Genomic DNA, 14,806 nt, shown 5'->3' with positions numbered 1-14,806 from the left:
TAAATTATTTTACAGTGTAGTTATAATTTACTTTTCCTGCTTTCAAAGCATCCACAGATTGCTTGATTTTTCTAGCCTGCTCTTTAGAAACGTTTCCAGTAAGCGTTAATTCACCGTTTACAACTTCTACTTTTACAGAAGGGAAATCTTTTACAGCATCCTGAACTTTTTTCTGAACTGCCGGATCTACTGCAGATTGCGTTTCAACCGGAGGAGTTGCAGGAGCAATAGTCGCCATATCCATAACGTCTTTTACACCATTTACTGCTTTTAGTTGTTTGATCATTGCATCTTTAGAAGCCTGATCAGGAAATGTTCCACTTAGGTGGGCTACACCATCTTTTACTTCAACGGAAGCACTTGGGTTGGACGTTACAATCGTGGTAGCTTGAGTCTGAAGATCAGCATCAGAAACTTTCTTTTTACAAGAAATAGCACCGAACGATACTGCCAGAGCTAAGGCAGCCATTGCAATAGTTTTTTTCATAGTTGTATATTTAATTTAATGTATTGATACTATAAATGTAACAATAAAATTTATACCAAATGATTAAAAATTGACTAAATGTTTCTTAATTTTTTTACAAAGTTTTTAAAACCAGTATTTTAATTTTAACTATGTCCAATTTAATAAGTAATAGCACACAATTTAAAAACTATTATATTTGCGCAAGTTGAATTATTTATATGAAAGGACAAAATAAGCTTTTTATAGCGATTATTATTGCACTTATCTTGGGTGTAGGAATTGGAGGAATTGTTCACGTACAGTATCCGGAAAGTGCAGAACCTTTTTCTAAAAATATTAAATTACTCGGAACTATTTTCATCAGGCTGGTACAGATGATCATTGCTCCATTGGTATTTACCACTCTTGTAGTGGGAATTGCCAAGATGAGCGATATCAAAATGATAGGCAGAGTAGGAACAAAAGCAATGTTATGGTTTATCTCTGCATCGCTGATGTCTCTTTTTATCGGGTTGATGTTGGTAAACTGGCTTGAACCCGGGCATGTTACCAAACTTCCGATTCAGGATGCTGCTTCAGCCGAAGAGCTTTTAAAAAGCAGTAAAGGATTTACTCTGGAAGATTTCGTAAAGCACGTTATCCCGAAAAGTTTATTTGAGGCTTTTGCAACCAATGAGGTATTGCAGATCGTAGTATTTTCGATTATGTTTGGTGTTGCACTGGCTAATCTGGGTGAAGAATATGCAAAACCTGTTATCAAACTATTTGATATTGTGGCCCATGCCATTTTGAAAATGGTAGGATATATTATGTGGTTTGCACCATTGGGTGTACTTGGTGCTATTGCTGCTGTGGTAGCGGTGAATGGCTTTGAAATTTTTAAAGTATATGCAGTTTATCTCAGAGATTTCTTCTTTGCTTTAGGTGTTCTTTGGCTGGTGTTGCTATTGGTCGGATATCTGATTTTAGGGAATCGTTTGTTTGAGTTATTAAAAAGAATTAAAGCTCCTTTGCTTATTGCTTTTTCTACAACAAGTTCCGAGGCTGTTTTTCCAAAGTTGGTTGAAGAACTGGAAAAATTTGGTTGTAACAGCAGGGTAGTGTCTTTCATCTTACCTTTGGGATATTCATTCAATTTGGATGGAAGCATGATGTATATGACGTTTGCTTCAATATTTATTGCTCAGATCTATGGAATTGAAATGACCCTGGGACAGCAGATCACGATGCTTTTGGTTTTAATGCTTACCTCTAAAGGAATTGCAGGTGTACCGAGAGCTTCACTGGTAATTATTGTGGCAACTTGTTCCATGTTCGGAATTCCACCGGAGGGAATTGCTTTGATTTTACCTATTGACCATTTCTGTGACATGGGAAGAAGTATGACAAATGTATTAGGAAATGCTTTAGCTACGTCCGCAGTATCCAAATGGGAGGGACAGCTTGAAAATCCTGCTGTAGAAGCGTAACTTATTCTGAATATAAGTATTAGAGTTTACAATATGACGAATTGAAGATTCTCCTATGATCTAAATAAAAAAACCTCTTTCAATTTGAAAGAGGTTTTTTAATGTATAATACGGTTATTGAGCGGAAATTTCGTCTATAAAGATGTAAGAATCACCGCCGGCTCCCTGGTGCCACTCCGGAAGTTTACCAAAATGATAAGCTTTTATTTTAATATACTGGGTCTCTGTAGGCAGAATATCTGCGGTAAAATCTTTGATCTGGACTTTCTCATCTTTAGAGTCAACAGTATTATCAACGGTTTTCAATAGTATAAAATCTTTTCCGTTCATTGAAGCATAGTATTCTACCTTTTTAGGCATTAAAATCCATGCCCTGCTATCCTGAAGATAGGTTGAAGACAGTCGGGTAAGCTGTTGCGGAGATTTAAAATCAAGAATAGCTTCAAAAGTTTGCCCCTGATAGCCTTGCCATTCTCCCTTTCTCCAGTTTTCAGTACCATTGATGCCATCAATAAGAGCGAGTTTGCCTCCTGCTGTGTATTGAGGATTCACCTTTGAGTTTACAGTAATATCCCAATGATTAGGCCTTCTGTTAAAATTAGCAGTGGTAACTGAGCTTTTTTCTCCGTTTCTTTGAGCATATGCAGAAACCTGGGTGGTTTTATTAATGGTAAACGGACCTTTGTACGTGGAGAAAGTTTTTCTTACATTTTTATCATTTTCGTCTATGGTCATGTAATAAACCTTGTCTTTTGGGTTGAGGGGAGTGATCTGTACTTTAGTAGAAAAATCAAAAAGCCTGTCAGCTACAATCACAGGAGATGCGGTTTGTTCATTGTATTTAAAATCTTTTATGGATTTTACATTTTCAAATCCCAGTTTTCTGAGCTCCTCTTTGCCTGTGTTTTTTGTAATCGTTCTGGTAGTGCCGTCTTCAAGGTGAAGCTTAATTTCATCAAAATAAGGGGTAACGGTTTCCCATTCCGGCTTACCCGGAGTTACAGAATAAATACCCAGGGAACTTAAAACATACCATGCACTCATCTGTCCGCAATCTTCATTTCCGATCAATCCATCCGGAGTGTTTTGATAAAAATGATCGAGTATGTATCTGATCTTCTCGTCTGCTTTTTGTGGTTTATCCACAAAATTATACAGATAAGCAATATGATGGCTTGGTTCATTGCCTTGCGCATACTGTCCTATAAGACCTGTGATATCAGCTTGTTCCCTGCCCGTTGTTGTGCTAGGGGCGGTGAAAATGGCATCGATGAACTGTTCGAATTTTTCTTTTCCTTCATGGGCATCAATTAAGCCTGGAATATCCTGGGGAACAAAATAAGAATAATGCCATGAGTTTCCTTCCGTGTAATTGTTGTTTACCTCTCTTGGATCAAAAGGTTGATACCAGTTCCCGTTTTTTCTGGCCTGCATAAAGCCGTTTTCAGGATTGTAGAGGTTTTTCCAGTTCTGGGAACGGTTCATGAAATACCGGTAGTCTTCTTTTTTGTTTAAAATTTTAGCCATTTGTGCAATACACCAATCGTCATATGCATATTCCAGCGTTTTGGAAACGCTCTCATGTTCATCATCTACGCTGATATAATTGTTTTGCTTGTAAGCATTCAGTCCGAAAATATCCAGCATTGCAGAATTTTTAGAAGCTTCATACGCTTTTTCGTAATCGAAACCCTTGATTCCTTTGGTCATGGCGTCTGCGATTACAGAAACTGCATGATAACCGATCATGCATTCTGTTTCGTTAGAGGCAAGCTCCCATACCGGCAATTTTCCACCTTGCTCGTACTGTCTGATGAAGGTATTAATAAAATCCGCAGTTCGTTTCCTGTCAATTAAGGTCATGAGCGGATGTGCAGCCCTGAAAGTATCCCATAGAGAAAAAACAGAATAGTAATCGAATCCGTTTGCCGTATAGAACTTATTATCACGACCCCTGTATTTTCCATCAACATCCATATAAATATTAGGCTGCGTAAAAACATGATATAAAGCGGTGTAAAAAATACTCAGCTTATTAGTGTCGTCTGATTTTACCTCAATCTTGGAAAGTTCCTTGTTCCAATCATTGTCTGCTTGTTTTCTTATGTTTTCAAAATCATTCGACTGACCTTCTGCCAGTATGTTTTTTCCTGCACCTTCATAGCCTGTTGGAGATAAAGCGACTTTTACGCTGATTTTCTCTCCTTTTTTAACAGGAGCCGAAAATGCTAAAGCCAGCTTTGTTCCGGTATACATATTATTTTCCTGCTTTCCATTAGCTTCTTTCTTCGTCAATTTTAATGGTTTGGAAAATTCAATCCGGGCATAAATATATTGGTTTGTGGCCCAGGCCTCACTTCTTCTGAAGACCTCAATCGTTCTATCATCAATAATTTTCACCTCTCCTTCCAGAAGTTTATCCCTGTGATTAAGGTCAAGTATGATATTGACATTTCCGCTGTTGTTGAAAGTATATTCATGATATCCTACTCTTTTGGTTGTTGTTAAACGGACATCAATATTGTTTTTATCCAATTTTACAGAATAGAATCCGGCAGAAGCAGTTTCATTTTTATGGGAAAATTTTGAAGAATAGTCTTTGTTGTCCAGGCTTGGATTTCCCATGGTAGGCATTAGCATAATATCACCATAGTCTGAAACTCCCGTACCATTGAGGTGGGTATGGGAAAACCCATAAATGACCGAATCGGAATAATGATAACCACTGCACCCGTCCCAGCTGCCATCTATCCTGGTGTCGGGTGAAAGCTGGACCATTCCGAAAGGAACAATCGCTCCCGGAAAGGTGTGGCCATGACCTCCGGTTCCTATGAAAGGATTAACATACCGGGAATAATTCTGGGAATAAATAACCTGAGTAATAAATAAAGAAACTACTATGAAACCTTTTCTCATATCATAATTTTATGACGGTGAATATATTGAAAAATAGAAGAACTAAGAGTATGAAATGATTGCAGCCCTATACTTCTCCTTCAAAAAAATCATCCAGATACTGCTGTCTGTTGTTTTCCTGTTTGTCAGTTCCCAGAAACTTTTTCCAGACTCTGGATTCATGGTATACAATTCCCATTTCCCAGACACAGTAGGTAGGAATGTGATTGTTCTTTCTTTCCCAGGTTTCGAATTTTCCGGTTCCGTCATAATATACACTTTCCCATAATTCGTTTTCACTTCTCCAGGTACAAACCAGAAGCAAATAATTGCTGCCGCATCTGTGGAGAATTACAAAACCAAGATCTTCAATGTCCTGAAAATGTTCAGTTGCATTTTCGATGCATGTTTTTGCATGGCTGATATCTTCAGAAGAAATGTCATGTGTATTTTCAGCTAAATTGTACCATTTGAATCTTGTTTTTCCCACGTTAAAAATACCATCGAATGCAGCAAATTTAGAGGGATAAGATGTAGGATTGGTGTTCATTTTTATAGAGTTTAAAAGTTTATTTCCCGAAAAGGGAAACCGGAAAAATTGATTGATATATTTTTAGTGATGCGATTTATCACCTTGAGTTATAGATTTTATTCATTCTAAATTATAGAAAAAATCCGTAAATTTGTAAACAATTTATAGCAATTTTATGTTGACGAAAGAAAAGGTTCAAGATTTCCTTAAAGAAATAGAAGTAGATGATTTAGTTAATAATCTTCAGATTGTAGGAAATGATGTATATATAGATATGACGGCGCATTCACCGGCAATGCATGAAAAGAAAAAATTAGAGGCTGCAATGAAGCAGGCTTTTGCCAGTGAGTTTGGAGAAGATATCCATTTAAAGCTTAAAATAGTTTCTCCTGAGCCAAGTGAAATTCAGCAAAGCCAGATCAAAGGAAAGCAGATTCCGGGAATTCAGAATATTATCGCAATTGCTTCCGGTAAAGGAGGCGTTGGAAAATCTACCGTAGCTGCAAATATGGCAGTTACTTTAGCTAAAATGGGCTTTAAAGTGGGTCTATTGGATGCAGATATTTACGGACCATCTGTCCCTACCATGTTTGATACGGAAGGACAAAAGCCGATTTCTGTAGAGGTTAACGGAAAAAATCTAATGAAGCCTGTAGAGAACTATGGTGTGAAAATGCTTTCAATCGGATATTTCTCGGGAGCTAATCAGGCAGTAGTTTGGAGAGGTCCAATGGCTTCTAAAGCTCTGAACCAAATGATTAGAGATGCGAATTGGGGAGAGTTGGACTTTTTATTGATCGACTTACCTCCGGGTACAGGAGATATTCACTTATCAATTATTCAGGAAGTGCCTGTTACAGGAGCTGTGATTGTAAGTACACCTCAACATGTTGCATTGGCAGACGTAAGAAAAGGTATTGCCATGTTCCAGATGGAAAGTATTAATATTCCGGTTCTTGGATTAATCGAAAATATGGCGTACTTTACACCTGAAGAATTACCTGATAATAAATATTATATTTTTGGAAACCAGGGAGCACAATATTTAGCTGATGATCTTGGAATTCCGGTACTGGGAGAAATTCCTCTGATCCAGAGTATAAGAGAGGCAGGAGATGTGGGAAGGCCGGCAGCATTGCAGGAAAATTCCAAAATCGCAGATATTTATACGGAAACAGCACGTAATATGGTAGAAAGTCTTGTAGAAAGGAATAAAAATCTTCCACCTACTGAAGCTGTAAAGATCACAACTATGGCAGGATGCTCTCCAAAGGCAAAAAAATAATATTCAAATTAAATTTTGAAAAAAAACCGAATTGAACTGAAAAATATGGAAACAAACGTAGCACACGAAGATACTGTAACAAGAGTAATGGAGGCTTTAGAAAGTATCCGTCCGTTTTTGAATAAAGACGGAGGTGATATTGAGCTTATTGATGTGAAAGATAACTCGGTTTATGTAAAACTTTTAGGAAACTGTTCCGGATGTTCTTTGAACTTTTCAACACTTAAACTGGGTGTAGAAAATACAATAAAGCAGCACGCTCCGGAGATCGAAAAGGTAATAAGCGTAGAGTAACATCAATTAAGATGTAAAGATAACGAAGACAGGTTTTTATAGCCTGTCTTTTTTATTATGGTCCTTTTCCGAATCATATGGTGGTTTTTGTTATATTTGTTAAAACACATAGATATGTTTGGATTTATAGAAAATTTAGAACCTCTGAATCAAGGCTTTTGGTATATAGCTTTGGGTGCCAGTTTAATATTTTTAATTCAGACAATCCTTACTTTTATCGGAGGTGATCACACCGGGGCTGTTCATACAGATTTCAGTGGTGATGCACCGCATGGTGACAGTCCTTTCCAACTGTTTTCCTTCAGGAATCTGGTTAATTTCCTTTTGGGATTCGGATGGGGTGGAGTGGCCTTTTATGATTCCATAGGAAGCAAAGCACTGTTGTTTCTTGTAGCTATTCTTATCGGAACAGGTTTTCTTTTCCTTTTCTTTATTCTTATTCTACAGATTTTAAAATTAACAGAAGACAATACCTTTAAAATAGAAGATCTTATCGGAAGAACGGGTGAGGTGTATATCACGATTCCTCCAAAGATGAGTGGAATGGGGAAGATACAGATCTCCTTAAAAGGAACAAACCACGAGCTTCAGGCGATGACGGAAGCAGAAGAAAGCATTCCGTCGAGTCATTCTGTAAGAGTGATATACATTTATGACAAGATCCTTGTTGTTTCGAAAGTTTAATTAAAATTATAAAACGATATATGGAAATTCCCGGAACCCTTATTTTAACAGTTGTAATAGTCGTCGTACTATTTGTCACATTTTTAGCCCTTATTTCGCGATACAAAAGATGTCCTTCAGATAAAATTTTAGTGATCTACGGTAAAACAGGCGGAAGCTCTGCAAAGTGTATACATGGAGGGGGAGCTTTTGTATGGCCGGTTATCCAGGATTTTGCTTATCTGGATCTGAAACCAATTTCTATTGAAGCCAATCTTACCAATGCGCTTTCGCGCCAGAATATCCGTGTGGATGTTCCTTGTCGTTTTACGATTGCCATTTCTACAGATCCTGATTCAATGGGAAATGCAGCAGAGCGTTTACTAGGATTATCTCCCGAGCAGATTCAGGAGCTTTCAAAAGATATTTTATTCGGGCAATTGCGTTTGGTTATTGCTACAATGACCATTGAGGAAATTAACTCGGACAGGGATAAATTTCTGGATAATATTTCTAAAAATGTTGATACGGAATTAAAGAAAATAGGCCTGAAGCTAATCAATGTAAACGTTACGGATATCAGGGATGAATCCGGATATATTGAAGCTCTGGGAAAAGAAGCTGCTGCAAAAGCGATCAATGAAGCGATTATCAGTGTGGCGGAACAGACTAAGATCGGTGAAACAGGAAAAGCTCTTGCTGATCGCGAGAAAGATACTCAGATTGCAGAGACACAGAGGGACCGGGATGTTAAGATAGCGATTACTCAAAAAGACAGAGAGATCAGTATTGCGGCCGCAGGAAAAGATGAGGCTATCGGTAAGGCAGAAGCTGCAAAAGAAGCACGTATTGCTACATCTTTGGCTAACTCTATTGCTGTAAAAGGAGAAAATGAAGCAAAGATTACCATCGCAAATTCCGATGCTGAAAGAAGGGAAAGAGAAGCGGAGGCATTAAGAATTGCTACTGCTGCTGAAAAGGTACAAGCAGCGAAATCACTGGAAGAGGCTTATGTGGCTGAACAGAAAGCAGAGGCTGCGAGAGCGGAAAGAGAACGGTCTACACAACAGGCTAATATTGTAGTTCCCGCAGAGATTTCAAAACAGAAAATGATTATCGATGCAGAGGCTGAAGCTGAAAAAATAAGATTGCAGGCAAAAGGAGAAGCAGACGCCATATTTGCTAAGATGGAAGCTGAAGCGAAGGGTCTTTATGAGATCCTTACCAAGCAGGCTGAAGGATATGATCAGGTGGTTAAAGCTGCTGGGGGTGATGCTAACAGTGCATTCCAGCTATTGCTATTGGAAAAACTTCCTGAGTTGGTAAAAACCCAGGTGGAAGCAGTTAAAAATATCAAGATTGATAAGGTTACTGTATGGGATAGTGGAAATGGGAAAGATGGAAACAATTCTACGGCTAATTTTGTTTCAGGGATGATGAAAACAGTTCCGCCATTAAATGATTTGTTCAATATGGCAGGACTTAATTTACCGGACTATTTAAAAGGAAAGCCGGAGGAGGTTCAAAAAGAAATTGTTAAGATCATTGAGAAGAAAGAGAAAAAGAATTTTGATGACATGACTCTTGAAAATGATGGCTCAAAAGATGATTTTCCTAAGCCGTAAAAAGGAATTCATATTTGTATATATTTAAAAATTTCCAGTGAATTATTATTTTTAATAAGTTATTCATTTAAAATAATGTAATATGTTTAAAGACAGGTTTTTATAGCCTGTCTTTTTTTATTGATTATACTTGTCCAATAGGGTATATTAAACTAGAATTAATATTAAATTCATATAGAAATAATTCTATGTTTTTGTGAGTTTTATTAATGTTACTTTTGTAAAAAATTTATTTACAACACTATATGAGGTTTGGGCTGCTTCTGTTATGTTTTTTCTTTCCCTGTTTTATATACAAAACTCTTCAATTTGTTTCGGAGCGAATAGTATCGTTTTACAAAAAAGATGGCAAAGCATTTCAGAAGATAAATCAGGTTTTGTATACCTTATAAAACCCATATTATTTCCAAATATATGATTCTACACTAATTGACAATACAAATAAAAAATGATCACAATAAGGTTTACTATGAAAAAGTCTAAAAACACATGGGGAATCGTCAAAATTGCCAATTTTGGGTATGGATTTTCTAAAGAAATAATAAATCGCTGTATAAATGCAGCGAAAGATCTTTATTACGGAGAAATTTATTTTCAAAAAGATCGTATCGGCCTACATGTTGTATTGCATCTTGCTAAAAATCGGACGAGGAAATGCACTCCAAAAAAATCATATCCATGGTTTCCTTTGGAAGTTATGATCAAAAACTAAGAACTATGAAAAAAATACTCATTGCGGATGACCATTATATTGTGAGAACGGGTACTGCGCTGCTGTTGGAATCGAAACTTCAATATCCCTGTACAATAGATTTTGCTGAAAATTATATTGAGACCAAGGACAAAGTTTCTAAAGAACAATATGATCTGGTGATTCTGGATATTGATATGCCTGACAGCACTTCGAAAACAATGGTAAAGGAATTAAAAGGAAAACAGGAAGATCTTAAAATCATGATCTTTTCTACTTATGATGAAAGTGTAGGCATTCAATATATTGAAGAAGGGGCGGAAGGGTTTCTTAATAAGGGTGCTTCAGAATCTGAAATATTGAGAGGCATTACAGCGATCTTTGAAGAAGGGTATTATTACCCGTCAAAGATGGTTAATAAATTGTTGTCCCACTCTAAAGATGGGCGTACTGTAGAAAAGCTTTCTAAAAGGGAATTCCAGATATTTAAACTTCTGGCTGAAGGAAACGGGAATATAGAAATTGCCAACATTCTCGACCTTAAAATGTCTACGATCAGTACCTATAAAAAGAAAATTTTTGATAAGCTAAAAATTAAGAATGTCGTAGATCTTGTTCGGATCTATGATGATATGCATTAATATAAAAAGCTCAGGAAAATCCTGAGCTTTTTTATCAATCTAATGTATATTCTATTTTACGATAAACCGTTTCAGTATACCCTCTGAAGTTTTAATGAGGTACACACCTGTAGCAAGTGATGAAGTTTCAATAAGTAAAGAATTTTTCTCTTTTTTCAAAAGTTTTCCTGACATATCGTACAATTCATAACCTTGTGCGCGGTTGAAATATAGAGTATTTCCTTTTGTCACAGGATTAGGGAATACATTAAATGTGGCCTGCTCAGCTTTTACCTCACCCGTTCCTAATGTGGGAGGTGTTACTACTTCATACATCGATAAAGTTCCGCTGATTTCATTTGCAATAACTACATAGCCTTTGCCTGTTGCTGTATTTTGTGGAGCTATGTAAATAATTCCTTCGGGGCCGTTATCACCACCATATGCTGAAGTTGATCTCGAATTTTTGTAATCCGTAAAAGTTACATTATTTGGATCTGTAATATTATAAACCATTACACCACCGGTTCTTTCCAACGTGATGAAGGCAAAAGTCTGGCAGTTTATGGTTCCTAAAGCAACACCTTCTGGTTCCGGACCTTTGGCACGGCTCCTGCTTTTAACTGCATTACTTTCGTTATCTGCGTTAAAGATTAATGGATGGCTGTATGCAATATAACGTTCAAACTGATCTCCACTATCATATACAATCTGTTTTGTATCGGCATTGAAAATGGAAAAAGAACGTGCTCCCATTGCATTAATTTCTTCGTATTCGGCATCTCCGTCTGTATTGCCATTTACATTGGTTACCCTGAATCTTCCCAGGTTGTGAGAAGCTTTTAATATAGATGAATTAGGGAAATTTGTAGCATCTAAAGGATAGCCATTGGCTCCTACAGTTGTTCTTTCGCTGAACCCGGAAAGGTCTTTTTCATCACCTTCATTAGCTGTTACGATATAATTGGTATTACCTGCTTTATAGTTTTGTACAGCATCGGGAGTATAAAATGTTTTTACCGGCCAATTGGCAATCAGTACCTCTCCGTTATTATCCGAAGCATCAAAACCGTTTCCGGGTAAACTCATATCTTTTTTGCCTAATCCCCAAATACTCGTTATGGATTTCGTTACCAGATTTACTTCAGCAATCCCATTGTTTTCCTGAAGAGTAACCCATGCCTTTTGGCTGTCTGAGCTTACCGTTATATATTCCGGTTCCAGATCCTGGGCCAGCGTACTCGTTGCCTTTACTTTTCTTAATCCGGTTGCAAAAAGAGAAGATTCCTGGGTGTTGAAATTGGTGAAATTGAGTGTGGTAACCTGACTTTGGGTAAGATTGTTTATTCCTCCGGAAATGTCAATGATACTGATTGAGCCTTCAGGATCAACTGTGTAGGCGTCATTAGGTTCTCCTTCATTGGCTGTAATAACCTTTGTTCCATCCGGAGTAAAAGTAATCATATCAGGTAATGCACCTACAGTAATTTGTTTCAGGAAATTTCCGTTAATGTCAAAAAAGATGACAGATCCGTTTTGTTGTGGGTTTACATTTGGAGAAGAAGCTGCGATAATTCCGTTTTTAACCGCGATACTAGTGATTCCCCCATAAGAAGCCATATTTACCGTTTTGATAACCACAGGAGCCGTTGGAGTACTGAAATCAATAATATCAAAAACATCGGTAAGTGAACTGATCGTAAACAACCTTTGAGTGGCAGGATCATGAACAACAATTTCTGTCGAACTGTTGTTGTTTCCGGAAGGATCGAAGCTTCCAATATAGTTCAAATGAATTTGATTTGAAGGAACAGGTGCGGCCTTATCATTATCTACGATATAAATTGTGGCTGAATTATCTCCTGTAATAGTTGCACCTACCGGGTTTTCAAGGCTTACTACAAAATATTCTGCCTGCTGTTCTTCGAGTGTATCATCAATAATCGGAATATTTACAATATAGCTGGTAGTGGTTGGTGTAATAGTGATTGTTTGATTATTTAATGTAAAATCACTGCTGTTGGCTGTACTGAAAGGAGTCGGCTTTACAACAAGATTTACAGTAGAGGCGGAAGGATTATTAATATTGATCTTGAAACTTAGGTTACCTGCATTTTCGTTTACTTTGATGAAATTTTTATCGAGTGAAATAGTGGTACCTGCCGTAGTGAAAGTAGTAGAAGTAGCTGAAGTAATAGCATTATCACTAAAATCTTCAACGGTATTGGGTTTTAGTGATAAATAATATGTTTGATTAGGAAGTAGGGGAGTGCCAGGAATAATCGTGATTGTATTATTACTGAAAGTAGTTGTGAACGGTATCTGTGCGCCTGAAGCATTTGCCACCCTGAATTCAACAAGATTTTGTGCATTGGTATCAGTGATTGCAGCGTTATTAATATGTCTTACATTTTCATTAAACGAAATACTCGGATTTATTGTTGTGGATGCATTATTGGTATTATTAGCCGGAAGATACGTTACTGTAGGTGGAGTAGTATCTGTGGAACCGTTTGCTACAGCATCTACCGTAAAATTATCAAAACGATTATTTCCAGCATTTCCTCCCGATCCCGTAGCAAATTCAACTTTTAATTTAAAATTGGGGTTGTTGGAAACTCCTGCAATATTTGAAAAATCAAAAGTAACTAACTGAGGGACGTCATCCACCGGAGTAACGCTCTGGTAGGTAGTAAAAGTATTTCCGTCAAGGGAATATGACCAGATTTGTGTTCCTGCCCCTGAACCAGATCTTCTGGTTGTAAATTTTACCACTACATTATTATATCCGGTAGTAGGCAGGGAAAATTGAAGTCCACCACCAATAGGGTTGTTAAACCTTAAATGGGTTCCGGCAGGATCATTATTCCTGGCATTTAAATTATGGGTGTCGAAATTTTGACCTGATCCTCCTGCAAAATCAATAACACTTGTTCCCCCTGCAATAGCAGCAAGTGAAGAACCGTTTACCAGCGAGGATGTCGGAGTGGTAATAGAGGCTTGAGAAGCATTGTTATTGAAATTCCAGTAATGGATCAACGATTGTCCGAAAAGACCGCCTTGAAACAGGACAGCAATAGGCAGGAAGCCTCTAAAAAGATAGTTTTTCGTCATTTTTACTTTAAATTTTGATTAATGCAAAAATGAACTTTATACCTTGTAAATATTTTAATGCAATCTTAACAAATGATTAATAATAATGTAGGGGTCTATGCTTATTAGTTTCCAACCTGCTTTTGATTAATGGCTTTTTGCATCCATTGTTTTTCATTGGATGCTTTTTCAAGCGGATGTTTCTGGGTATACAGAAAACCTGAAATTGCTGTCAAAACCAGTAGGATAAAAATAACAAGGATAATTCTTTTTAACATTTCTCTCATATCGCAAGTTTTTTAATGTCTCGAATTTCTAAAACTGATGTTGGGTACCCCTTTTTTACTACATTGACCATAGCTCTTCCTACTTCATGCAATGTTAATGATTGAGACGGGAGTAAAACAGGAAAAAGCCATATAATAGGTTTGAAAAACCATTTGACATGAACCTGACCTTCTACGGGTTTCATAAATCCCGGACGAAAGTTATAGGCAGATCTGAATCCTAACTTCTTTAAAGAATTTTCGGTTCTTCCTTTTACTCTTGCCCACATTGTCTTTCCACTTTCTGTGCTGTCTGTATGGGCTCCGGAAACATAATTAAAAACCATTCCGGGGTTTTGCTTCAAAACAGCATTTGCAAAATGGAGAGTTGTATCATATGTTATTTTAGTATAATCTTCTTCATTCATTCCCACACTGCTGATCCCTGCACAGAAAAAACAGGCATCATAACCTTTCAGGTTTTCATCATTTTCAGTGATGCTTAGAAAATCTGGAACGATATACTCTTTTAATTTAGCATGCTTTTTTCCTGATGGTTTCCTGCTGACACTTAAAATTTCTGAAATACCGGGGTTTTCAAGACATTCCATCAGCACGCCTTCTCCTACCATTCCTGTGGCACCTGTTATTATTATTTTAATTGGGTTTGAACTCATGTTACTAAGATTATACTTTTATAACGATTTCGCACTTAAATTTACTTTAAAAAAAATTAACTTTTATAAAAAAAATTAAACATTTGCGTTTGATTAACTTTAAAATAAAAGGTAAATGTGCTCTCTTCCCAGAGGTTACCCATGTTTTCCGAATAATGAAATTTTCAAACATAACCATATTTTAAGTAAATTTTAATAAAAGAACATCGCGAAAATTCTTGTAAAAG

The 14,806-nt window shown here is 36.9% G+C and carries 13 protein-coding genes; 7 read left to right on the top strand and 6 right to left on the bottom strand.

The genetic code is table 11. From position 1 onward, the window contains the following. Window positions 1-4: 4 nt before the first annotated feature. Complete coding sequence (locus tag AC0INN_RS15090; RefSeq protein ID WP_172279915.1) at window positions 5-487, bottom strand: BON domain-containing protein; 483 nt, start codon at window positions 485-487, stop codon at window positions 5-7. 200 nt (window positions 488-687) lie between these two features. Between AC0INN_RS15090 and AC0INN_RS15085 the strand changes: the two genes are divergently transcribed. After that, window positions 688-1,938 carry a dicarboxylate/amino acid:cation symporter gene (locus tag AC0INN_RS15085; RefSeq protein ID WP_273648996.1) on the top strand — a complete coding sequence of 417 codons (1,251 nt, stop codon included), beginning with the start codon at window positions 688-690 and terminating at the stop codon, window positions 1,936-1,938. Between the two features lie 114 nt (window positions 1,939-2,052). Here AC0INN_RS15085 and AC0INN_RS15080 read toward each other — a convergent pair whose 3' ends face one another. Both AC0INN_RS15080 and AC0INN_RS15075 read right to left on the bottom strand, forming a co-directional pair. Next, window positions 2,053-4,854, bottom strand: coding sequence for a GH92 family glycosyl hydrolase (locus tag AC0INN_RS15080; protein WP_306613909.1), 2,802 nt, complete (start codon window positions 4,852-4,854; stop codon window positions 2,053-2,055). 67 nt (window positions 4,855-4,921) lie between these two features. After that, window positions 4,922-5,383 carry a hypothetical protein gene (locus AC0INN_RS15075; protein ID WP_273648993.1) on the bottom strand — a complete coding sequence of 154 codons (462 nt, stop codon included), beginning with the start codon at window positions 5,381-5,383 and terminating at the stop codon, window positions 4,922-4,924. Window positions 5,384-5,540: 157 nt separating this feature from the next. Here AC0INN_RS15075 and AC0INN_RS15070 point away from each other — a divergent pair, with 157 nt between their 5' ends. The 6 genes from AC0INN_RS15070 to AC0INN_RS15045 all read left to right on the top strand — a co-directional run bounded on the left by AC0INN_RS15070 (window position 5,541) and on the right by AC0INN_RS15045 (window position 10,564). Next, a complete protein-coding gene (locus AC0INN_RS15070) occupies window positions 5,541-6,650 on the top strand; it encodes an Mrp/NBP35 family ATP-binding protein (protein ID WP_172279907.1) in 1,110 nt (369 codons plus the stop codon). A 45-nt stretch (window positions 6,651-6,695) separates the two neighbouring features. Continuing rightward, a complete protein-coding gene (locus tag AC0INN_RS15065; protein WP_172279905.1) occupies window positions 6,696-6,944 on the top strand; it encodes a NifU family protein in 249 nt (82 codons plus the stop codon). Window positions 6,945-7,058: 114 nt separating this feature from the next. Beyond that, window positions 7,059-7,628 carry a serine protease gene (locus tag AC0INN_RS15060; RefSeq protein ID WP_273648991.1) on the top strand — a complete coding sequence of 190 codons (570 nt, stop codon included), beginning with the start codon at window positions 7,059-7,061 and terminating at the stop codon, window positions 7,626-7,628. Window positions 7,629-7,648: 20 nt separating this feature from the next. Next, window positions 7,649-9,232 carry a flotillin family protein gene (locus tag AC0INN_RS15055; RefSeq protein ID WP_273648989.1) on the top strand — a complete coding sequence of 528 codons (1,584 nt, stop codon included), beginning with the start codon at window positions 7,649-7,651 and terminating at the stop codon, window positions 9,230-9,232. 469 nt (window positions 9,233-9,701) lie between these two features. Then, window positions 9,702-9,944, top strand: coding sequence for a hypothetical protein (locus AC0INN_RS15050; RefSeq protein ID WP_273648988.1), 243 nt, complete (start codon window positions 9,702-9,704; stop codon window positions 9,942-9,944). A gap of 5 nt (window positions 9,945-9,949) precedes the next feature. Next, window positions 9,950-10,564, top strand: a complete 615-nt coding sequence (locus tag AC0INN_RS15045) for a response regulator transcription factor (RefSeq protein WP_172279897.1) — start codon at window positions 9,950-9,952, stop codon at window positions 10,562-10,564. Between the two features lie 51 nt (window positions 10,565-10,615). On the opposite strand, the gene AC0INN_RS15040 is transcribed toward AC0INN_RS15045, so the two are convergent. The 3 genes from AC0INN_RS15040 to AC0INN_RS15030 form a co-directional block, all read right to left on the bottom strand. Continuing rightward, window positions 10,616-13,657: a choice-of-anchor I family protein gene (locus AC0INN_RS15040; protein ID WP_306613904.1), complete on the bottom strand. Its 3,042-nt coding sequence runs from the start codon at window positions 13,655-13,657 to the stop codon at window positions 10,616-10,618. A 104-nt stretch (window positions 13,658-13,761) separates the two neighbouring features. Continuing rightward, entirely contained in the window at window positions 13,762-13,923 is a 162-nt protein-coding gene (locus tag AC0INN_RS15035; RefSeq protein WP_273648984.1) for a hypothetical protein, read from the bottom strand. Further along, the gene (locus AC0INN_RS15030; protein WP_273648983.1) at window positions 13,920-14,579 is read right to left on the bottom strand and encodes an NAD-dependent epimerase/dehydratase family protein; all 660 of its coding nucleotides are present in this window, start codon (window positions 14,577-14,579) and stop codon (window positions 13,920-13,922) included. The genes AC0INN_RS15035 and AC0INN_RS15030 overlap by 4 nt, the downstream gene beginning before the upstream one ends. Window positions 14,580-14,806: the final 227 nt, after the last annotated feature.

It is taken from the genome of Chryseobacterium subflavum (genome assembly GCF_055762745.1).
The sequence above is the reverse complement of the archived record's forward strand: the minus strand, read 5'-3'. Positions and strand labels throughout refer to the sequence as shown.

Excerpts from the sequence above, each read along its gene's own strand:
- AC0INN_RS15055 (WP_273648989.1), top strand. The coding sequence starts at position 7,649 with ATGGAAATTCCCGGAACCCTTATTTTAACAGTTGTAATAGTCGTCGTA.
- AC0INN_RS15040 (WP_306613904.1), bottom strand. The coding sequence starts at position 13,657 with ATGACGAAAAACTATCTTTTTAGAGGCTTCCTGCCTATTGCTGTCCTG.
- AC0INN_RS15085 (WP_273648996.1), top strand. The coding sequence starts at position 688 with ATGAAAGGACAAAATAAGCTTTTTATAGCGATTATTATTGCACTTATC.
- AC0INN_RS15045 (WP_172279897.1), top strand. The coding sequence starts at position 9,950 with ATGAAAAAAATACTCATTGCGGATGACCATTATATTGTGAGAACGGGT.
- AC0INN_RS15075 (WP_273648993.1), bottom strand. The coding sequence starts at position 5,383 with ATGAACACCAATCCTACATCTTATCCCTCTAAATTTGCTGCATTCGAT.
- AC0INN_RS15060 (WP_273648991.1), top strand. The coding sequence starts at position 7,059 with ATGTTTGGATTTATAGAAAATTTAGAACCTCTGAATCAAGGCTTTTGG.
- AC0INN_RS15090 (WP_172279915.1), bottom strand. The coding sequence starts at position 487 with ATGAAAAAAACTATTGCAATGGCTGCCTTAGCTCTGGCAGTATCGTTC.
- AC0INN_RS15080 (WP_306613909.1), bottom strand. The coding sequence starts at position 4,854 with ATGAGAAAAGGTTTCATAGTAGTTTCTTTATTTATTACTCAGGTTATT.
- AC0INN_RS15030 (WP_273648983.1), bottom strand. The coding sequence starts at position 14,579 with ATGAGTTCAAACCCAATTAAAATAATAATAACAGGTGCCACAGGAATG.
- AC0INN_RS15050 (WP_273648988.1), top strand. The coding sequence starts at position 9,702 with ATGAAAAAGTCTAAAAACACATGGGGAATCGTCAAAATTGCCAATTTT.
- AC0INN_RS15035 (WP_273648984.1), bottom strand. The coding sequence starts at position 13,923 with ATGAGAGAAATGTTAAAAAGAATTATCCTTGTTATTTTTATCCTACTG.
- AC0INN_RS15070 (WP_172279907.1), top strand. The coding sequence starts at position 5,541 with ATGTTGACGAAAGAAAAGGTTCAAGATTTCCTTAAAGAAATAGAAGTA.
- AC0INN_RS15065 (WP_172279905.1), top strand. The coding sequence starts at position 6,696 with ATGGAAACAAACGTAGCACACGAAGATACTGTAACAAGAGTAATGGAG.